The 18,025-nt window shown below is 64.4% G+C and carries 23 protein-coding genes; 7 read left to right on the top strand and 16 right to left on the bottom strand.

Translation table 11 applies throughout. The features are described from left to right. Window positions 1-175: 175 nt before the first annotated feature. Genes RT662_RS06700 through RT662_RS06690 form a run of 3 tightly spaced genes read left to right on the top strand, consistent with a single transcriptional unit; the run spans window position 176 to window position 3,040 of the window. Window positions 176-1,522: a M48 family metalloprotease gene (locus tag RT662_RS06700; protein WP_313669933.1), complete on the top strand. Its 1,347-nt coding sequence runs from the start codon at window positions 176-178 to the stop codon at window positions 1,520-1,522. Between the two features lie 34 nt (window positions 1,523-1,556). Beyond that, a complete protein-coding gene (locus RT662_RS06695; RefSeq protein WP_313669932.1) occupies window positions 1,557-2,282 on the top strand; it encodes a DsbA family protein in 726 nt (241 codons plus the stop codon). Beyond that, on the top strand, window positions 2,282-3,040 hold the full coding sequence (locus tag RT662_RS06690) for an alpha/beta hydrolase (protein WP_313669931.1): 759 nt from the start codon (window positions 2,282-2,284) through the stop codon (window positions 3,038-3,040). Before RT662_RS06695 ends, RT662_RS06690 begins: the two co-directional genes overlap by 1 nt. 24 nt (window positions 3,041-3,064) lie before the next feature. On the opposite strand, the gene RT662_RS06685 is transcribed toward RT662_RS06690, so the two are convergent. The 6 genes from RT662_RS06685 to RT662_RS06660 all read right to left on the bottom strand — a co-directional run bounded on the left by RT662_RS06685 (window position 3,065) and on the right by RT662_RS06660 (window position 7,545). Continuing rightward, on the bottom strand, window positions 3,065-3,424 hold the full coding sequence (locus RT662_RS06685) for a hypothetical protein (RefSeq protein ID WP_313669930.1): 360 nt from the start codon (window positions 3,422-3,424) through the stop codon (window positions 3,065-3,067). Window positions 3,425-3,433: 9 nt separating this feature from the next. Further along, entirely contained in the window at window positions 3,434-3,811 is a 378-nt protein-coding gene (locus RT662_RS06680; protein ID WP_313669929.1) for a hypothetical protein, read from the bottom strand. A gap of 70 nt (window positions 3,812-3,881) precedes the next feature. Next, on the bottom strand, window positions 3,882-5,603 hold the full coding sequence (locus tag RT662_RS06675; RefSeq protein WP_313669928.1) for a PEPxxWA-CTERM sorting domain-containing protein: 1,722 nt from the start codon (window positions 5,601-5,603) through the stop codon (window positions 3,882-3,884). 135 nt (window positions 5,604-5,738) lie between these two features. After that, a complete protein-coding gene (locus RT662_RS06670) occupies window positions 5,739-6,455 on the bottom strand; it encodes a SprT family zinc-dependent metalloprotease (protein ID WP_313669926.1) in 717 nt (238 codons plus the stop codon). A 33-nt stretch (window positions 6,456-6,488) separates the two neighbouring features. Beyond that, window positions 6,489-6,926, bottom strand: a complete 438-nt coding sequence (locus RT662_RS06665) for a YcgN family cysteine cluster protein (protein WP_313669925.1) — start codon at window positions 6,924-6,926, stop codon at window positions 6,489-6,491. Further along, entirely contained in the window at window positions 6,916-7,545 is a 630-nt protein-coding gene (locus tag RT662_RS06660) for an SCO family protein (RefSeq protein ID WP_313669924.1), read from the bottom strand. Before RT662_RS06660 ends, RT662_RS06665 begins: the two co-directional genes overlap by 11 nt. 109 nt (window positions 7,546-7,654) lie before the next feature. On the opposite strand from RT662_RS06660, the gene RT662_RS06655 reads away from it, so the two are divergent. The 4 genes from RT662_RS06655 to RT662_RS06640 all read left to right on the top strand — a co-directional run bounded on the left by RT662_RS06655 (window position 7,655) and on the right by RT662_RS06640 (window position 12,044). Beyond that, a complete protein-coding gene (locus tag RT662_RS06655; RefSeq protein ID WP_313669923.1) occupies window positions 7,655-8,224 on the top strand; it encodes an ankyrin repeat domain-containing protein in 570 nt (189 codons plus the stop codon). A 74-nt stretch (window positions 8,225-8,298) separates the two neighbouring features. Then, the gene (locus RT662_RS06650) at window positions 8,299-9,591 is read left to right on the top strand and encodes an ActS/PrrB/RegB family redox-sensitive histidine kinase (protein WP_313669922.1); all 1,293 of its coding nucleotides are present in this window, start codon (window positions 8,299-8,301) and stop codon (window positions 9,589-9,591) included. A gap of 2 nt (window positions 9,592-9,593) precedes the next feature. Next, window positions 9,594-10,139 (top strand): ActR/PrrA/RegA family redox response regulator transcription factor, encoded by a 546-nt coding sequence (locus tag RT662_RS06645; protein WP_313669921.1) that lies wholly within the window; start codon window positions 9,594-9,596, stop codon window positions 10,137-10,139. Between the two features lie 114 nt (window positions 10,140-10,253). Then, window positions 10,254-12,044, top strand: a complete 1,791-nt coding sequence (locus RT662_RS06640; protein ID WP_313669920.1) for a DUF885 domain-containing protein — start codon at window positions 10,254-10,256, stop codon at window positions 12,042-12,044. Here RT662_RS06640 and RT662_RS06635 read toward each other — a convergent pair. The 10 genes from RT662_RS06635 to RT662_RS06590 form a co-directional block, all read right to left on the bottom strand. Continuing rightward, a complete protein-coding gene (locus RT662_RS06635) occupies window positions 12,035-12,520 on the bottom strand; it encodes an MmcB family DNA repair protein (protein WP_313669919.1) in 486 nt (161 codons plus the stop codon). The two genes, RT662_RS06640 and RT662_RS06635, sit on opposite strands and share 10 nt — an antisense overlap. 33 nt (window positions 12,521-12,553) lie before the next feature. Further along, window positions 12,554-13,120 (bottom strand): cell wall hydrolase, encoded by a 567-nt coding sequence (locus RT662_RS06630; protein ID WP_313669918.1) that lies wholly within the window; start codon window positions 13,118-13,120, stop codon window positions 12,554-12,556. Window positions 13,121-13,153: 33 nt separating this feature from the next. Then, complete coding sequence (locus RT662_RS06625; protein WP_313669917.1) at window positions 13,154-13,492, bottom strand: DUF1491 family protein; 339 nt, start codon at window positions 13,490-13,492, stop codon at window positions 13,154-13,156. A 2-nt stretch (window positions 13,493-13,494) separates the two neighbouring features. Beyond that, window positions 13,495-13,977 carry a PTS sugar transporter subunit IIA gene (locus RT662_RS06620; protein ID WP_313669916.1) on the bottom strand — a complete coding sequence of 161 codons (483 nt, stop codon included), beginning with the start codon at window positions 13,975-13,977 and terminating at the stop codon, window positions 13,495-13,497. Between the two features lie 7 nt (window positions 13,978-13,984). Then, window positions 13,985-14,614 (bottom strand): ribosome hibernation-promoting factor, HPF/YfiA family, encoded by a 630-nt coding sequence (gene hpf, locus RT662_RS06615; RefSeq protein ID WP_313669914.1) that lies wholly within the window; start codon window positions 14,612-14,614, stop codon window positions 13,985-13,987. A gap of 42 nt (window positions 14,615-14,656) precedes the next feature. Beyond that, window positions 14,657-15,322 carry a DNA polymerase III subunit epsilon gene (gene dnaQ, locus RT662_RS06610; protein WP_313669913.1) on the bottom strand — a complete coding sequence of 222 codons (666 nt, stop codon included), beginning with the start codon at window positions 15,320-15,322 and terminating at the stop codon, window positions 14,657-14,659. 37 nt (window positions 15,323-15,359) lie between these two features. Next, window positions 15,360-15,944 carry a dephospho-CoA kinase gene (coaE, locus tag RT662_RS06605; RefSeq protein WP_313669912.1) on the bottom strand — a complete coding sequence of 195 codons (585 nt, stop codon included), beginning with the start codon at window positions 15,942-15,944 and terminating at the stop codon, window positions 15,360-15,362. Beyond that, entirely contained in the window at window positions 15,941-16,753 is an 813-nt protein-coding gene (locus RT662_RS06600; RefSeq protein ID WP_313669911.1) for a shikimate dehydrogenase, read from the bottom strand. Before RT662_RS06600 ends, coaE begins: the two co-directional genes overlap by 4 nt. Next, window positions 16,750-17,346, bottom strand: a complete 597-nt coding sequence (locus tag RT662_RS06595) for a nucleoside triphosphate pyrophosphatase (RefSeq protein WP_313669910.1) — start codon at window positions 17,344-17,346, stop codon at window positions 16,750-16,752. Before RT662_RS06595 ends, RT662_RS06600 begins: the two co-directional genes overlap by 4 nt. Beyond that, window positions 17,343-18,025: pyruvate, water dikinase regulatory protein (locus RT662_RS06590; RefSeq protein WP_313669909.1), on the bottom strand; the 683-nt coding region annotated here is incomplete at its 5' end. The genes RT662_RS06595 and RT662_RS06590, both read right to left, overlap by 4 nt.

Below are 18,025 nucleotides of genomic sequence, written 5' to 3'. Positions count from 1 at the left end.
ACAGCCAGCGGTCCTGAAAACAAACGGGTGCAGGGTCTGCGACCCTGCCCGCCGGAGGCACCGCTTCATCTTCAATAGCCGGCTCAATCGATCACCTTGCCGCCTACCGGCACCCGTTCGTTATGGCCGCACCCCTTCACCGCAAGTTCAACTATGCTAGGCAAGGGGAAGACGCATGCGCATCCTTGTTTCCTTGCTGGCGCTGGCCCTGGCGCTGCTTCCCGGTCCGGCCTGGGCGCAGTCTATCCTGCGCGACGCCGAGACGGAGGCGTTTTTTCGCGAGATTTCGCGGCCGCTGGTCGATGCCGCCGGGCTTGATCCGCGCAGTGTGCAGTTTGTGCTGGTGGGTGATCCCAGCATCAACGCCTTTGTGACGGGTGGGCAGAATGTGTTCATCCATTCCGGCCTGATCACGGCGGCTGACAATGTGAACGAACTGCAGGGCGTTATCGCGCACGAACTGGGCCACATCGCAGCCGGGCACAATGTGCGGTTCGGCGAAGGCGCCGGGCCGGCCAGCAAGATTTCACTGCTTTCGCTGGTGGGTGCGGCGCTGGCGGTGGCGGCTGGTGCTGGTGAAGCCGGGATGGCCATATTGGGCCTGGGCACGGCGGCGGCGCAGGGCAAGTTCCTCGCCTTCACCCGCGATCAGGAAAGCCGCACCGATCAGGCCGGCGCGGTGTTCCTGTCGAAGGCCGGGATTTCGGGCAAGGGCAGCATCGCCTTTTTCCGCAAGCTGCAGGGGCAGGAGTTTCGCCTCGCCATCCCGCAGGACAATGAATATGCCCGCACCCACCCGCTGTCTTCAACGCGCGTTGCCAATCTGATTGCGGTTTACGAGAAGGACCCGGCCTGGAACACCCCGCCCGACAAGGCGCTGCAGGCCAAATTCGAGCGCATCAAGGGCAAGCTGATCGGCTTTGTCGAAGAGCCGCCGCGGGTGATGCAGCAATATCCGGAAGGCACCAACACCGCCGCTGCACTTTATGCTCGTGCCTATGCGTGGCACCGTTCCGGCCACCCCGATCAGGCCATGACGGAAGCGGCTCGGCTGGTGGCATTGAACCCCTACGATCCCTATTATCTCGAACTGGAAGGCCAGATCCTGCTCGAATCCGGCAAGATTGCCGACAGCCTGCCGGTGCTGCGTCGCGCGGTCGAGCGGGCGCCGTTCGAGCCGATGATCATCACGTTGTTGGGCCACGCGCTGGTGACCAGCGAAGATTCGACGTTGCAGGCCGAAGCCGAGCCCTTGCTGCGCAAGGCCGTGAGCCTTGACCGCGAGAATCCCTTCACCTGGTACCAACTGGGTGTGATCTATGATCGGCGCGGCGACAAGCCACGCGCAGCCTTGGCGGCCGCCGAACGCTTCAGCCTGGAAGGCAATGCCATGGGAGCGATGATGAACGCGCGCCTGGCACGGGCGGGCTTGCCGGCTGGCACGCCCGACTTTATCCGAGCAGATGACATCATGCTGGTGGCCGGCGACGCGCTGGAACGGCAGAAACGGAAGAAAAGATAATCTTATGGCAGGATTCTGGAGCCGGCAGTTGAGCATGGCCGCTGTTGTTGCGGTGGGTCTGGCCAGTGCAGGCGTGGGTGCCGGCGCGGCGCTCGCCGCCGGGCAGGCGAAAGAGCGGCCAGACCGCGCCGAAATCGAAGCCATCGTGCGCGATTATATCCTGAATCACCCGGAGATCATTCCGGAAGCCGTCGCCCGGCTGGAACAGGCCGAAGCGAGGAAGGCACTGGCCAGCAATCGCGCCGCGCTGGACACTCCCTTCCCGGGGGCGACCGCCGGCAACCCCAATGGCGATGTGAAGCTGGTGGTGTTCTTCGATTATGCCTGCCCCTACTGCCGGCAGGGCCATGCAGATGTGGCAAAGCTGGTGCGCGAAGACCCGAAGCTGATGGTGATCTACCGCGATTTCCCGGTGCTTTCGCCGGCCAGCACGGAAGCGGCGATGGCCAGTCTTTCGGCAGCGACGCAGGGTGGCTATCGCAAGTTCCATGACGCGATGTTCGAAAGTCCCGGCCGTGTGAGCCTGGCCCGCACCATGGGCATCGTGAAGGGCGTTGGCCTTTCCGAAGACAAGGTGACCGCCGATCTGAAGAACGCCGCACTGAAGGCCGAAGTGGACAAGAATCTGGTGCTGGGCCGCGAGCTGGGGCTGACCGGCACGCCGAGTTACATCATCGGCAACCGCATATTGTCGGGCGCGGTGGGTTTCGACCGGCTGAAGGACGCCGTGGCTGCGGCCCGCGCCGAGAAGGGCCGGTAATGACCCGCTACACCGGCTTCGACGGAGCGGAGATTGCCGTTGTCGAAATCGGCCCAGGATCAGCTGACGCCCGGCCGATCATCCTGCTGCACGGGCTGTTCTCCAGTGGCGAGATGAACTGGCGGCGCTATGGCGCGGCGGCCGAGATTGCCGGCGCCGGCTATCGGGTGATCATGCCGGATTTCCGCGCCCATGGCCTGAGCGCCGCGCCGCATAACGCCGCCGCTTATCCGCCCGACGTGCTGGCCATGGACATCGAGGCTTTGATTGCCCAGCTTGGCCTGACCGACTTCGACATCGCCGGCTATTCGATGGGCGCGCGCACGCTAGTGCGGCTGCTAGCGCGCGGGCTGAAACCGGGCAAGGCGATCATTTCCGGCATGGGGCTGGAAGGGCTGATCGGCGGCACCCAGAGGGCGGATTTCTTCAAGAAGGTGGTGCGCCAACCCGATGGCTGGCCCAGCGGCAGCCCGGAAGCCTTTGCCGCGGCCTTCATGAAGCAGAACAAGGTGGACACCAAAGCCGTTGGCCTGCTGCTCGACACGTTTGTTTCGACGCCGATCGAAGTGCTGCGCGGCATCGAAACCCGCTGCCTGGTGCTGTGCGGGGTGGATGACAGAGACAATGGCTCCGCCCCCGCGCTGGCCATGGAACTGCCCAACGCTGCGCTTGTTGAAATTGCCGGCAACCACATGAGCGCCGTCACCAAGCCTGATTTCGGCACCGCCATCGCCGCCTGGCTCGGCCATCCGCTCTAAACAGCCAAAGGGAAGGGCGGGCGACTAGCGCTTCGGTGCGTCTTTCGCGGGTCGCGGCAAGGGCGTGAAGTCTCGCTCCACGCACAGGCCGGCACCCACGCTGGCCTTGCCGGCGCTGCTGATCACCTGCATCACGCGGCCATTGCCGCGGTTGTAGGTGATGCGCTGTTCCACCGGCACGCCAGATTTCATGAAACTGCGCACCATCAGTATTTCGACATTGCCGGCCACCTTCACGCTGCCGGCGTCGCAACCGGGGCGCGGACACCAACGCATCTGGTTCAGATCGACTGACAGTTCGAGCTGGAATTTCTGGCGGCCATTGTTCTGCGGCCCGCCGCAACTGAGATCAAACGTGGCATCAATCGCGACCGGGGCAACCATCACTGAACCTCAATAGCAACGCAGCAGCTTCACACCCTGCCCGGACACCAGGGTGAACCGTCGCGGCGGCGCATCACCAATGTGGATGGCAAGGTGCAGCGTCGTGCCGGCAACATGGCCAACGAAACGGGCGGGCGTACCGCGGGCATCTTCAGCCTGGGGCCCCGGTTGATGATCGGTGAAATGACCAGGGACGCTGAAATGCCCCTTGGCATCGGGCCGCGCGGCACCCGTGAATTCGCCACTGGCGCAATCCTGCTCGATGCGGCCGCCGCTTTCGGAAAGCTGCACGATGGTGCTATCCCCGCCCCATTGGCCAATGAGCGGTGCCGCCGCTGCGCCCGTGCTTCCGATCAGGGCTGCCATCATCATCACTATCCGCATCATGTTGCCTTTCGGCCCCGGTTGGCATCATCACCTGAACCGGGGCGTCAGGACAAGCTGTTACGGCAGTGGATCAGGCTGCAACCTGTTCCAAGCCCTGCTTGCGGCGCAGCATGGCACCCACCAGACCAAAGCCGAACAGCATCATGATCCAGCTTTGCGGTTCCGGAATACCAGCCAGTTCGCCATAGCTGAGCGCCGCGATATAGGTGCCCCAGCGCGAGAAACCGGTGCCACTGGGGTAGCCGTTGGCCGGCGTGTTGGCTTCGCGGGCGAACTCGCCAATCACCCAGAACAGATTGTTGTCCAGGGGATCAAGCGTGGTGGAGCTGTAGTCACCCCAACGCTGACGGCCAGCGGGCGAACCCGAAGCCTCGGTGTTGCCATTGAGATAGCCGCCGGTCAGGCTCTGCTTGAGCAGCAGGGCGTTCCCCTTGGCCACCAGTTTGCCGTTGGACTTGGTTTCAAATGCCTGGGCAAAGATGCTGATACGGCCATCGGTACCAGTGGCAATCCCGCCGGAGCGGTTGTAGCTGATCACCACCTTGCCCTGATCGTTCACCGCCAACGAGCCCTGGTAATAATCATATGTGTTGTCGCCAATTTCACCCTGATCGAGGACGGCGTTGGTGGCGGAATCGATCACGTAGTAACGCACCTGCGTGTGGTCGTTGCCGGCCTTCATCACCGTCTGCACGGCATAGATGCGGCCGTTCACCTCGAACACGCTGGAGCTGATGCGATCATCGAGCGTATCGATGTTGCGCAGGCCCGCCGCCGCTGAACCGGTGCCGGCCTGTCCGGGTTGGCGCCCGGCGCAGTTGGTGCCGCCGCACAGGCCGGTATAGCTGCCGTTGGCCAGCGTCTGCACGGCCGTCATCGATGCGCCGGCCGTGCCGGTGTTGAGGATGTCGTAACGCTGTACGGCATAATCCGTGGCCGAGGTCGTGAAGATGTTGCCAGTCGTGCTGGCCTCGCTGCTGTTGACGCCTTGGATGGCGAAGCCAGCGAAACTGTTCGTCTGGCCCGGCGTGTTGAAGAAATTCTCGAACTGCTTGAGCCCGGTGGCCGACGGCCCGCCGGCATCAAACAGGCTGGACAGCGGGATCACGTTCAGCGTTGTGCCCCGAAAGGACTGCACACCCTGCGCGGTGGAACCAGCGAAATTGTTGGTGCCGATATACAGCGCGTTGGCATCCATCGCCATGGTCGGATAATCGGCGATCGGACGGAACAGATTGAACGGATTGTAACCGGTGAAGGTCGTGCTCTTCCATCCGCCCAATGCATCATCTGTGTCCGAAACCGCGATCTGGATATTGGGAATGCCGCCGTTGACGGTGCCTCCAAATCCCAATGCCACCCAGCGGTTCGTGCTTGCATTGAACATCACACGGGGGTCGCCGTTGGTGGCCGTGCCGCCTGCCGCTGTCCAGAAATCATTGTCGCTCTTCACCACCAGCGCAGCGCCGGTGGCCTTGCTGTAGACGCCGAAACCGCCGTTGATAAGTTGCACATATTGCGTGGTGCCTACCGCGCCCATGGTATCGGGCGGGATGAAACCACGACCGAAGGACGCGGCCTGAAACTGGCTGATGCCTTCAAAGCCGATGGCAAGACCGCCTGGCCCATTGAGCACAGGCGCCGACGCCAGATCGGGACCTGGCATCAACGGATCTTCGCGGATGGTTGGATTCGGGTTCTTGAACTCGAACCAGCTTTTTACCTGACCTTGGGCCGAACCGGCCACCATGAGCGCCACGACCGACAGCGACGCCAACATCACCTTGCGCATGATCACTAACCCCCGTTAGCCCAGCACCCGTTAGCCGTGATGGCTACCCCAGCGAATGCCAGTCCTGCAGCAAGTGCGCGCCTGATTACGATCGGAGTCAAACAAAGATGAAAATATTAACTGAGAATTAATCTTCTAGTCAGGTGCACGGCCGACCCAGTGCAGAGCCGCGCCGTGTCGGGCGAGCCAACGCCGCGCCTCGCCGGCGCGCGGATCGAGCTGGCGGTTGAGGGCGTGGAAGGCCGGGCTGTGATCCTGGTGAACAAGATGCGCAGCCTCGTGTGCCACAATGGCAAAACGTACCCATTCAGGCGCAAAAACCAGCCGCCAGCTATAGGCGATGCGAGCGCCGTCGCCACCGCGCGCGCCGGCGCAGCTGCCCCAACGGCTGCTGGTATCACCCACCGAAACTCGCGCCAGCGGCCGGCCCAGCTGATCGGCAAGGCGGCGCGTCGCCGGTTCAAGATCGGCCAGCGCCCGCGCCTTCAGCCAGCGTTCGATGCGGCCAGACAACAGCGACAGCGGCCCGCCGACTCGCAAGGCATCGCCAGCCAGTACCGGGGTGCGGGGGTGATCGGCCTGCCATTCGATGCGCACCGGCGCGCCATCGACGGGGATGACCGCACCGGGTGCAAATGGGATCGGTGCCGGCCATCTTGCCACTTGCGCTTCGATCCAGGCGTGGTGGGCCTTGAGCAGGGCAGCGCCCACTTCCTCACCGCCGCGAGGCGGCAGGCTGATTTCGATGCGGCCCTTGATGGCGCTGGCGCGCAACCGTACCCCGCGCGCCATGGGCCTACGGGTGGCAACCACCGGCACAGGGCGACCGGCGATGATCAGTTCTTCGGGCAATTGGGGGCGTCGCCAGCGCAACATGAACGCGTCTTACAGCGGCTTGTCGATAATGAAGTCTTCGAGATCGCCGATGTCATCCTCGCTGATCACCCTACCAGCGACGGATTGGCCGGAGCGATGAATGGACTCACGGTCACCGGTGATCAGGTGATGCCATGGTGCCAACCCCTGGCCGCGATGGACGCGCAGGTATGAGCAGGTTTCTGGCAACCAGTCGAGATCATCGAGCTTGCCAGGGGTCAACCGTACGCATTCGGGCACCAACGCCTTGCGGTTGCGATAATCGCTGCACTGCGCGGTGCGCGTGTCGAGCAATCGGCAACAGACGTTGGTGGGGAACACCTCGCCGGTGTCTTCATCCTCCAGCTTGTGCACGCAGCATTTGCCGCAGCCATCGCACAGGCTTTCCCATTGCGCGCGCGTCATGTGGTGGAACGGCGTGGTTTCCCAGAACGGCTTATCGGACATGGGTTGTCAACAATTCGGCGACGGCCGCAGCCGTAAGGCCCTGGTGCGGCAGGAAGGCCACCGGTTTACCATCCGGATCAAAGAGGTAGACCATGGCGCTGTGATCCATCAGGTAGTTTTCAGGATCGCCGGTATCCATGCGCTTGGCATACACCCCAAAGCGGCGCGACACTGCGGTGATCTGTTCTGGCGTGCCGGTCAGGCCGACAAGGCGCGGGTGGAAGGACGCCACGAACGGCTTCAACACGGCCGGCGTGTCGCGCTCTGGATCGATGGTGATGAAGATTGGCGCCACCGTCGCCGCGCGGCCTGCGTCCTGCGCTTCGAACGCCGCCAGCCCGCGCCCGATCAGCGCCAGATCGGTGGGACAGACATCGGGACAAAAACCATAGCCGAAGTACATCAGCCGCCAGCGCCCGGCAAAATCCGTGTCGCGCACCGTTTGCCCATGCTGATTGGTGAGCGTGAATGGCCCGCCCAAGCTGGCGCCGGCCAGATTGCCTGGCGGCGCTTGCGGCGTTCCCGTGGGGTTGGCAAAGCGCATCCAGCCCAAACCCGCCGCCAGCAGCAACGCCACGCAGAGCACCAGCCAGAGCCGCAGATTCTTGGACCTGTTCATGGACGATTGATGGGGCTATGCGCTATCATTGCCTGAAAGGGCATAGGCAAAAGGTGTCAGCTTGTCGATGATGTGCCAAGGACTTCTGAAGCGACTTCTGGTTCTGGTGATGCTGGCAACCGCCATGGTGGGGGCCAGCCCGGCCGCAGCCCAGTTTTCCGACAGCTACAACTTCATCAAGGCGGTGAAAGACCGCGACGTGAACAAGGCCATCGAACTGGCCGACCAACCCGGCACCACCGTGGTGAACACCCGCGATGCCGATACCGGGGAAGCCGGCATTCACATTGTCACCCGCCGCGGTGATCTTGGCTGGCTGGGCCTGCTCTACCAGAAGGGCGCCAACCTCAATCTGAAGGACCGTGAAGGCAACACTCCGCTGATCCTCGCCGCCATCAGCCGCTGGAGCGAAGGCGCCGCGACCCTGATCCGGCTGAAGGCGCAGGTGAACGCCCAGAATCGGTTGGGCGAGACAGCCATCCTGAAGGCGGTGCAGGCCCGTGATCTTGCCCTGACCAAGGCGCTGATCGATGCCGGCGCCAGCCCCGATATTGCCGATAACAGCGGCATCAGCGCGCGCGCCGTAGCCACCAGCGATCCGCGTGCCGTCAGCATCGCCAAGTTGCTGAAAGACGTTCCAGTAAAGGCAACCGGCCGCGTGCAGGGACCGTCGCTCTGAGCATAGTCGGCCCGGCGGCACGTGGAACGACACGCCGCATGGGCGAACGGGCCTTCGGCGGCTAGGTCATGCCGATGGAACGGCCCTCCATCGCGGCTTCCGCCTTTGATCGCCCCGGGGTGCGCGTGCGCACGCTGGCCGGAATCCGCTGGATCGCGATCGTTGGCCAGTTCACCACGCTGCTCGTGGTCGGGCTGTGGTTCGGTTATCCGCTGCCCTGGGGGTCGTTGCTGGCCGCTGTCGGTGCCTCTGTCATCCTCAACTTCGGACTTTCGACCCTGTATGAGCGCACGGAGCGGATGACCGGGCGCGAGCTGGCGCTGCATCTGTCATTCGATCTGATCCAGGCCGGGGTGCTGTTGTTCCTCACCGGCGGGCTGGCCAATCCGTTTTCACTGCTGCTGATCGTACCGGTCACCATTGCCGCCACCTTGCTCACCGCGCGGGAAATGGCGCCGCTGCTGGCATTGACGCTGGGCGTGCTGGTGGTGATCTGGCTGTGGGCCCAACCATTGCCGTGGAGCGGCCCACCACCCGAATTCCCGCTGATCTACCGGATCGGTGACGTGATCGCCTATGGCCTCGCCATCGGCTTTCTGGCGGCCTATCTTTGGATGGTCTCGGCTGAAGCCCGTGCGCGCGCTCGGGCACTGGTGGCAACCGAAGCAGCGCTCACCCGCGAAGCCCGCATGAACGCGCTGGGCAGCCTGGCCGCTGCGGCAGCGCATGAGCTGGGCGGGCCGCTGGGATCCATCAGCCTGATAGCCCACAGCTTGGAAGAGGAATTGGGCGACGATCCCGATTTCGGTGAGGATATCCGTTTGCTTGCCGCCGAAGCCGCGCGCAGCCGGCGCATCATGAAGGAGCTTTCCACCCGCGCCGAGGCGGAAGACCCGTTCGCCATCCTGACGCTGGACCTGCTGCTGCACGAAGTGGCGCAAAGCGTGAAACCGGCGCGGGTCCCGGTGAAGGTGGTCGTTTCCGGCCCGCAGCCGCTGGTGCAGCGTTCGCCCGAACTGCTGCATGCCTTGAACAATCTGGTGTCCAACGCTGTGCGCCATGCCGGCACCGAGGTGCGGATGGAAACCATCATCACCCCGTCTGAAATCCGCGTCGCGGTGGTGGACGATGGCTTTGGATTTCCGCCCGATCTGCTGCCCCGGCTGGGTGAGCCGATCCTGGGACCATCGCGATCAAAATCCGATTCCACCGGCCTGGGCGTGTTCATCGCCACCACGCTGATCGAGCGCACCGGCGGCCGGTTGGCGTTTTCCAACCGGCCCGAAGGCGGCGCCCGGGTGGAGGTGCGCTGGCCAAGAGAAGAGTTTGAGTTTAATGACCCCGAGGGGGTTGAACAGGAGCGATGACGATGGCCAGTGTACCGGAAACCGAGGGTCGCCCGCTGTTGCTGGTGGATGATGATGCCCCCTTCCGGCAGCGGCTTTCCGTGCTGCTGGCGCGCAAGGGCTTTGCCGTCACGTCGGTTGGCAGCCTGCAGGAAGCCCGCGTGGAAGCCGCCCGGCTGAAGCCCGCCCATGCCGTGGTCGACATGCGGCTGGAAGACGGCAACGGCCTTGATCTCGTGGCCGAACTTCGCGCGATGAGCCCGGATGTGCGCGTTGTCATGCTGACCGGCTATGGCAATCTCGCGACCGCCGTTGCGGCCGTGAAGGCCGGCGCCATCGACTATCTGGCCAAGCCGGCCGACCCGGAAGACATTGTGCGCGCCCTCTCCGCCGACGGCGGCGCCCGCCCGGAAGCGCCGCCTGAACCGATGTCGGCCGATCGCGTGCGCTGGGAGCATATCCAGCGTGTGTATGAACTGTGCGATCGCAACGTGTCGGAAACCGCGCGGCGGCTGAAGATGCACCGGCGCACCTTGCAACGGATCCTGGCGAAACGAAGCCCGAAGTAAGTCGCAGCGGGGCGGGTGGATAGACTTGCTGTCCACCGACTCCCGCAAAGCCGGTTCGACGGCCAGCACACCACACCCCTTTCCAAATCTGCGCCATGCTGCTTCCATGCCGCCATGCTGAACCGTCGCACCACGCTTGGCCTGCTGGCCGCCCTGCCCGCCACCCCTGCGCTTGGCCTCGGGGCCACAGCCTCGGTCCGGTTGACTGATCTGCTGACCCGTGCCGCCGATGCCGATGCCGCGCTTTCGCCCACTGGCCCGCCGGGACGCCGCCGCCCGGCAGGGGAGCCGGTGTTCATCGACCCCCTATCGAACGCGTGGGCGACGGCCACGCTGGCCAACAAGCGGCAGGCTGCAACCGAGCTGGCAGGCATTGACCGCGCCGGGCTGACCCCAGCCGAGCGCATCGCCTACGACGTGTTTGCCCGCAGCGTGCAGCAGGCGATACAGCTGCATGAAAGCGGCCTGTTCGCCATTCAGCGCCGGCTGGCGCTGAACCCCAGTTTCGGGCTGCACGTGGAGCTGCCAGATTTTGTCGCCGGCCCCGGCGCACTGTTCGAGACAGAAGCGGATTATGCCGCCGGGCTGGAGCGACTGCGGTTGTTCGCCGGGCACATGGACGGTGCCATCGTGCGCCTGAAGGAAGGCTTGGCCAGCGGCCATGTCCAGCCACGGGTGCTGGTGGAAAATGTGCTGAAGCAGGTCGATGCGATGCTGGCGCTGCCAGCCGAACAAACGCCGTTCATGGCCGCCATCGGGCGCTTGCCGCCAGCGCTGGCCAGCAGCACGTCGCGCTGGCAGGCGGACTATCGGGGCATGGTCAAGGGATCAGTGTTGCCGGCTTATGCGCGCTGGCGAGATTTTCTCACCAGCACCTATCTGCCCGCAACGCCTGTGGGCCCGGGCCGATCGGCAACGAAGGATGGTGACCGGCTCTATGCCTTCGAGCTGGAGCGCCACACCACCATCCCGATGGCGGCGCAGGCCATCCATGATCTGGGCCTTGCCGAAGTGGCGCGCATCCGAAGCGAATTCGAAGCTGTGCGAAAGCAGCTGGGCTGGACGGGCGACCTGAAGTCGTTGTTCCAACATGTCCGCACCGATCCGAAATTCTACTGCAAGAGCCAAGACGAGCTCATCGCCCGCTTTGCCGAGATCGAATCCCGCATCTGGCTGGCCATGCCGCGGCTGTTCCACCGCCGGCCATCAGCCCCGTTCAAGGTCGCGCCGCTGCCCGCATTGGGCGGCCAACGCGGCACTGGCTACTACCGCGCCGGGCCGCCCGATGGCGTGTCACCGGGCATCCTGTTCTTCAACATGGCGATGCTGGATACGCGGCCGATCCCAACGCTGGAAACGTTGACTCTGCACGAGGGCATCCCCGGCCATCATTATCAGGTGACATTGGTCAACGAAGACAAGCGGCTGCCCGAAGCCCTCAAGCGCGGGGGCAGCACCGCCTATAGCGAAGGCTGGGGCCTTTATGCCGAATCCCTGGGCCGTGAACTGGGCATGTTCACCGATCCCTGGTCATGGTTCGGGCATCTCGACATGGAGATGCTGCGCGCCGTTCGGCTGGTGGTTGATACCGGCCTGCACGCACTGGGCTGGAGCCGGGATCGCGCCATTGCCACGATGCTGGACAACACCTCGATGGCGCCGCGCGATGTGGCAGTGGAGATTGACCGCTATATCGCCCAGCCCGGCCAGGCCTGCGCCTACAAGATCGGTGAACTGACGTTTTCCCGGTTGCGGCGCGAGGCTGCCGCCGCGCTGGGGCCGAAATTCGATGTGCGCGATTTCCATGAGGTTTGCCTCGATACCGGCGCGCTGCCGCTGGCCGTGCTGGAGACCAAGGTGCGCGACTGGATCGCTGCAGGCGGCGGGCGACCAGTTCAATCGTAACCCTGCAGAGCGCTTTCCGGATCCACAATCCCCAGCCAGCGCTGAGCAGCGCGGCGGGCGAGATTGAGGGTGATGGCCTTGCGACGAGCGGCGTTCAGCGCCCGCCACGGCGCCTCGCGCACCGCCTCGGCATCAAAACGATCGGCGATGATCAAGCCGGTTTCCGCCGGCCGGAAGGCCGGGGTGTGGAGATCGCCCATCGGCAGGCCGGCGGGCACCGCCCAGAAGAAACGGTCACAATGATCGAGATAATCCGGCCATTTGCGATCACCGCGCAGATCCGCAAGGCTGATCTTGATTTCGACCAGCGTCAGGCGGCCGGCGGCATCGACACCGAGGATGTCGGCCCGACGGCCCCCGGCAAGCGGCACTTCGGTGAGCGGGCTCACCCCGGCGCGCAGCAGCCAGCGGCAGGTGCCGCGCAGCACGTCGGTTGCAGAAAGATCATGCGCCATCGCGCAAGTCTGTCGGAACATTGAGGGAACATCAAGCCCTGCAGGGCCAGCACGTCAACGATAGAAGACGTGATTGCCGATCTTCGCCACACGGGCGAGACGCCAGCCGGGATTGAGGCGGGCAGAATGGAAGCTGTGGGCGCCTTCGGCAATATCGTGCCACAGCCCAGTAGCGGCGATGCGCGCCACAGCCAGTGCGGTGGTGAAGGTGGCCGTGGAGCGCTGGACGCGGGCAGCGTTGAAATTGAACTGGCGCGGTGCCTTGATTACGCCGCACACACCCTTGCCCCAGCGGCCGGACTTTGCGCGATTGACCACGGCCTGCGCCACGGCCAACTGGCCTTCCAGGGTTTCTCCGCGGCTTTCAAACCACACGGCGGTGGCTAGGCAATCGAGTTCGGCATCCGTGGCACCAGCTGCAGGAGTGGCGGCAACCATCTGCACCAAGGCCGGCAGACCGGCAGGCGCCGACGTGGCGGTTTCGGCCATCACGCGATCATCATCGCCGGGCAGCACCGGCAGGCTGGTTTCAGCCAGTGCCGGGCCAGCCACAGTGAACAGCAACACGGCAGCGATGCGCGCCGCCGCCTTGCTGATGCCTTGAAGAGCCGGTGAAACCATAACCAGCGTTGAAGCGTAGGTGAGGAAGGACAATCAACCGCCGTCGAGCATTTCGGCGACGAACTGCCCTGCCTGCGGGATATCCAGTTCGATAACCCACAGATCGGGGTCACGGCGCCGAGCGCGTTCTATCCAGGCCGGCACGTCCGGCCCGCGGGCCAGTTCGGCAAATTCATAACGGCCTCCGGCGCCGAGAACCGCGGCGCGCAGCGATTCCTCACCAGCTTCACGGGTCACAACAGCAATGGCGCCGGCTTCATCATCCCCTCGCGCCAACACCGTGGCGAAACCGCCAGCCGTGTTCACCCGACGGATCAGCGCATCCACCCGCACCCGGCTGGCCAGCCGGGGCAGAGAACCATCATCATGCATGTTCAGGCAGCGACGGCCGTTTGGCCAGCCAGCGCGGACATTATGGCAGCAGCCGTGTCAGCCGAGCGCAATGCCGGCACCGTTTCGGGATCACGCAGCGCCCGGCTGATGCGGGCCAGGGCCTTCAGATGATCTGCACCAGCACCTTCGGGCGAAAGCAACAGCACCAGCAGATCGACCGGCTGGCCATCCACGGCACCCCAATCGATCGGCTGCGGCAGCCTTGCCACCAGCGCCACACAATCGGACAGTCCGGCCAGCCGTGCATGTGGAATGGCCACGCCGCCGCCGAATCCGGTGGGGCCCAGTGCCTCGCGGGTGCGCAAGCGTTCATGGACGAGCAGGGCAGACTGGCCCACCAGATCAGCAGCATGGCGGGCCAGCGTCAGCAACGCGGCATCCTTGGACAGCGCCGGCAGTTCGGGGATCACTCCGCCCGGCACCACCAGCCCGGCGAAGCCGGGGGTTTGAGATGCAGCATTCATTCTTGTTCTATCCTGCCAATGCGACTTCGCGCGGGGGGGCGGCAGCTTCGGCACGGGGTTCAACCCAGCCGATGGTGCCGTCTTCCCGGCGGTAGACCATGTTGTGCGTACCCGTGGCGCTGTTGACGAACAACAAGGCCGTCGTGTTGCGCAAGTCAAGCATCATGACGGCATCGCTGACGCTGGTCGTGGGGATATCGACGCGGGTTTCGGCAATGATCAGCGGCGCATCGCCTGCCGGTTCGGCATCCTCGGGTGCGGCGGCAAACACCTTATATTCGGCGTTGTCGAGCGGCGGCAGTTCGGCCAGCGGGGGCGTGGCGCGACCGGCGGCCGGAGAATGGCGATCCTTCAGCCGGCGCATGTAACGGCGCAGTTGCTTGTCGATGCGTTCGGCGGCGGCATCGAAGGCAACATGCGCATCTCCGGCGCGCGCCGATCCTTTCAGGATCAGGTCGGCCATCACGTGCATCACGATATCACACGCGAAATGGCCATAGGGTGCCGGCCCCAGCGTGACATGGGCAGAGAGCGCGCGGGGGAAATATTTCGCCACCATCGCATCCAGTCGTTCGCGCACATGATCGCCAAAGGCAGCCCCGGTATCAACCTGGTGCCCTGAAATCCGGATATCCATGTTTCTTGTCTCCTCACTCGGCCGTGCACACGTTTCTTCGTGTCACGACAGCCAAAGCGGGTCTTTCAGGCCGGCCACGAAACTGGCATGCCGGGCCAGCTCCTCCTCGCTGGCATTGTGGGCCCGTGCGGCCAGACTCACCCGCTCGTAGGGAGTGTCGTCTCCAGCCGCGTCGGTTGCAAGGTCGAATCCGATCTGCCGGCCTCCGGTCAACTCGATATAGACACGGGCGAGCAGCTCGGCATCGAGCAACGCGCCGTGCTTGGTGCGGGCTGAAAGATCAATGCCATAGCGGGTGCACAGCGCATCCAGCGTGTGCTTGGCGCCGGGGTTGGCCTTGCGGCTGATTTCCAGCGTGTCGATGGCGCGGGTCATCGGCACGATCGGCATGCCGGCGCGCTTCAGTTCCCAGTTGAGGAACTCCATGTCGAAGGCGGCATTGTGGGCGACCAGCGGCGCATAACCGATGAAAGCGAGGAAATCATCCACAACCTGTTCGAAGATCGGCTGTCCGGTAAGGAAGTCCGACGACAGGCCATGTACCCGTTCCGCATCCTTGGGCATCGGCCGCTGCGGATCGACATAAGTGTGGAACGTGCGACCCGTCACGGTGCGGTTGATCATCTCCACCGCACCGATCTCGACGATGCGATGGCCATCCCCTGGCATGATGCCGGTGGTTTCCGTGTCCCAGACAATTTCGCGCATGGGCCCCATGTAGCGATTGGACGGCCCGGGGCAAGCCTTACAGGCTGTCGACCAGGCGTTTCACGGCGGCCCAGGTTTCGCGGCGGCCGCGCCCGGTCTCGATGACCACATCGGCCAGCGCACGTTTCTCGCGATCGGGCATCTGGCCTTTCAGGATGCCGGCGAATTTCTGCGGGGTCATGCCCGGCCGGGCCAGCACACGGGCGCGCTGGACGCGGAAGGGGGCGGAGACCACCACTGTCATGTGGCAGCGCCGCCAGCCGCCCTTTTCAAACAACAGCGGCACATCGAGAACGATCGCCGGTTTCAGCCGGTGCGCGCCGAGAAATTCGCTCTGCGCCTCGGCCACCAGCGGATGCAATATCTGTTCCAGCGCGCGAAGTTTCGTGTGATCGCCGAATACGGCGGCACCCAGTTTCTCGCGGTGCAGGCCGCCTTCATGGGTGGTGCCGGGAAACAGATTCTCGATGGCCGACAATGCCCGCCCGCCCGGGCCCTGTACGCGCCGCACTTCGGCATCGGCATCGAACACCGGCACGCCCAGTTTGCGAAACATGGCGGCCACGGTGGATTTGCCCATGCCAATGGAGCCGGTGAGCCCGATAATGATCGTTCGGCTCATTTGGTCAGCATTGCCCGCAGTTCGCCATCATAGCGGCGCGGCGGCGCGGCCCCAAAGAACAGCCTGAACGCCTCTGCCGCTTGGCCGATCAACATGTCGAGCCCATCGATGGTGATCAGGCCGCGCGCATGGGCGGCGGCCAGCAGCGGAGTTTCCAGCGGCACATAAACCGCATCGAACACCACGGCATCGGCCGGCAAGGCCGAGAGATTGATATTGAGCGCCGGTTGGCCGGCCGTCCCGAGCGTGGTGGCGTTGAACACCAGACCGGTATCGGCGGGCGGCAGATCGCCCATCGCCATCACGCCGCCCGGCAACCCCGATGCGGCCAGCAAGGCGCCGGCGGCGTTGTAGTTGCGAGCCATCACCCACAAGGCCGAAGCGCCGCTGTCGCGCGCCGCGGCGGCTGCGGCGCGCGCTGCACCACCACTGCCAATCACCAACACCGGGCGCCCGGCCATGATCGCGCCGGCCGGCCCGATGATGCCAGCGGCGTCGGTGTTGTGGCCAATCAGGCGATGATCATTGCCCACCACGATCGTGTTGACCGCGCCCACCGCCACCGCTTCCGGCGCCAGGCCATCGAGGTGCGCCATCACCGCCAGCTTGTGCGGTACCGTCACATTCACGCCGCGCATTCCCATGACAGGCAGCGCCCGCACGAACGTCCCCAGCTGTTCAGGGCGCACCGGGAAACGGCTGTAATCACCATCCAGTCCCAGCTTGCCGAGCCAGAACCGGTGAATCAGCGGCGATTTCGAATGACTGATGGGCCAGCCAATCACGCCGGCAACGGCAGGTTCCCTCATGCGGCCAGCACTCCCCTGACCCGCAGATAGTCCAGAACGGCAAGCAGCGGGAGACCACGAATGACGAACTGATCACCATCAATGCGGGTGAACAACTGCGCACCGAGCGCTTCGATGCGGTAACAGCCGACGCAGCCGAGCACGGCATCGCCTTCTGCATCAAGATAGGCGCTGATGAAGTCACTACTCAGCGGCCGCATCGTGAGCCGGGCGGCACCCGCCCTGCGCCACACCGGTTTGCCCGCTTCGCAGATCACCGCGGCGGAAATCAGACGGTGGGTGGTGCCGGCCAGTTGTTTGAGCTGCGCCTCGGCGCGTAGACGGGTTTCCGGCTTGGCAATCATGGCGCCATCGGCAGTGACCACCACGCTGTCCGCCCCCAGCACCAGCGCGCCGGGATGCTGGCGGCTGATCTTCAACGCCTTCACTTCGGCGAGAGCATCGGCAATGCGTTCAGGGCTGGCCTGTTCCGCCACCAGCCCGGCCGTGATTGCTTCTTCATCAACATGGGCCGGCAAGGCTTCATGCGCCACGCCGGCTGCGTGCAGCATTGCCCGGCGCGCGGCCGACTGGCTGGCCAGCACCAGCTTCATGCCTCTTTCTCCTGCCGGGCCTGGTGCAGATTGATGATGGCCGCTGCTGTCTCTTCGATGCTGCGGCGGGTGACGTCGATCACCGGGATATCATGATCGGCAAACAGCCGACGGGCAAAGGCGACCTCGGCCTCGATCCGTTCGACATCGACATAGTCCGTATCCGGCGTTTGGCCCAAGGTCAGCAGCCGGTTGCGGCGGATCGATTGCAGCCGATCCGGCGCAGTGGTCAGGCCAACCAGTAGCGGTCCTTGCACCGTCCACACGTGTGGCGCCGGCGGTGATTGCGGCACCAGCGGGATATTGGCCGTCTTGTAGCCACGGTTGGCCAGGTAGATTGACGTGGGCGTTTTCGAAGTGCGGGACACCCCGAGCAAGAGGATATCGGCTTCCTCCAGCTCTTCGAGGCCAGTCTGGGCGCCATCATCGTGCACCATCGTGTAATTGATGGCATCGACCCGGCGGAAATACGCCTGATCCATCACATGTTGACGCCCCGGCCGGCGCGTAGCGGCCTGGCCGAGCAGTTCCGACAGTGCCGAGATGGTGGGGTCGAGCGGCGACACCATCGGCAGGCCCAGCGTGGCACAACGGCTTTCCAGCCGATCACGGACCACGCCATCAACCAGCGTGTAGATGACCAGCCCCGGCTTTTTCGCCACTTCCTCGATGATACGAT

This window comes from Sandarakinorhabdus sp. (assembly GCF_032115815.1).
GTDB lineage: Bacteria > Pseudomonadota > Alphaproteobacteria > Sphingomonadales > Sphingomonadaceae > Sandarakinorhabdus.
The sequence above is the reverse complement of the archived record's forward strand: the minus strand, read 5'-3'. Positions and strand labels throughout refer to the sequence as shown.

Excerpts from the sequence above, each read along its gene's own strand:
- RT662_RS06625 (WP_313669917.1), bottom strand. The coding sequence starts at position 13,492 with ATGCATGATGATGGTTCTCTGCCCCGGCTGGCCAGCCGGGTGCGGGTG.
- RT662_RS06660 (WP_313669924.1), bottom strand. The coding sequence starts at position 7,545 with ATGAACAGGTCCAAGAATCTGCGGCTCTGGCTGGTGCTCTGCGTGGCG.
- RT662_RS06645 (WP_313669921.1), top strand. The coding sequence starts at position 9,594 with ATGGCCAGTGTACCGGAAACCGAGGGTCGCCCGCTGTTGCTGGTGGAT.
- RT662_RS06700 (WP_313669933.1), top strand. The coding sequence starts at position 176 with ATGCGCATCCTTGTTTCCTTGCTGGCGCTGGCCCTGGCGCTGCTTCCC.
- RT662_RS06620 (WP_313669916.1), bottom strand. The coding sequence starts at position 13,977 with ATGAATGCTGCATCTCAAACCCCCGGCTTCGCCGGGCTGGTGGTGCCG.
- RT662_RS06635 (WP_313669919.1), bottom strand. The coding sequence starts at position 12,520 with ATGTTCCGACAGACTTGCGCGATGGCGCATGATCTTTCTGCAACCGAC.
- coaE (WP_313669912.1), bottom strand. The coding sequence starts at position 15,944 with ATGAGCCGAACGATCATTATCGGGCTCACCGGCTCCATTGGCATGGGC.
- RT662_RS06685 (WP_313669930.1), bottom strand. The coding sequence starts at position 3,424 with ATGGTTGCCCCGGTCGCGATTGATGCCACGTTTGATCTCAGTTGCGGC.
- RT662_RS06600 (WP_313669911.1), bottom strand. The coding sequence starts at position 16,753 with ATGAGGGAACCTGCCGTTGCCGGCGTGATTGGCTGGCCCATCAGTCAT.
- RT662_RS06650 (WP_313669922.1), top strand. The coding sequence starts at position 8,299 with ATGGAACGGCCCTCCATCGCGGCTTCCGCCTTTGATCGCCCCGGGGTG.
- RT662_RS06595 (WP_313669910.1), bottom strand. The coding sequence starts at position 17,346 with ATGAAGCTGGTGCTGGCCAGCCAGTCGGCCGCGCGCCGGGCAATGCTG.
- RT662_RS06655 (WP_313669923.1), top strand. The coding sequence starts at position 7,655 with ATGCTGGCAACCGCCATGGTGGGGGCCAGCCCGGCCGCAGCCCAGTTT.
- RT662_RS06695 (WP_313669932.1), top strand. The coding sequence starts at position 1,557 with ATGGCCGCTGTTGTTGCGGTGGGTCTGGCCAGTGCAGGCGTGGGTGCC.
- RT662_RS06690 (WP_313669931.1), top strand. The coding sequence starts at position 2,282 with ATGACCCGCTACACCGGCTTCGACGGAGCGGAGATTGCCGTTGTCGAA.
- RT662_RS06630 (WP_313669918.1), bottom strand. The coding sequence starts at position 13,120 with ATGGTTTCACCGGCTCTTCAAGGCATCAGCAAGGCGGCGGCGCGCATC.
- RT662_RS06665 (WP_313669925.1), bottom strand. The coding sequence starts at position 6,926 with ATGTCCGATAAGCCGTTCTGGGAAACCACGCCGTTCCACCACATGACG.
- dnaQ (WP_313669913.1), bottom strand. The coding sequence starts at position 15,322 with ATGCGCGAAATTGTCTGGGACACGGAAACCACCGGCATCATGCCAGGG.
- hpf (WP_313669914.1), bottom strand. The coding sequence starts at position 14,614 with ATGGATATCCGGATTTCAGGGCACCAGGTTGATACCGGGGCTGCCTTT.
- RT662_RS06675 (WP_313669928.1), bottom strand. The coding sequence starts at position 5,603 with ATGCGCAAGGTGATGTTGGCGTCGCTGTCGGTCGTGGCGCTCATGGTG.
- RT662_RS06640 (WP_313669920.1), top strand. The coding sequence starts at position 10,254 with ATGCTGAACCGTCGCACCACGCTTGGCCTGCTGGCCGCCCTGCCCGCC.
- RT662_RS06680 (WP_313669929.1), bottom strand. The coding sequence starts at position 3,811 with ATGATGCGGATAGTGATGATGATGGCAGCCCTGATCGGAAGCACGGGC.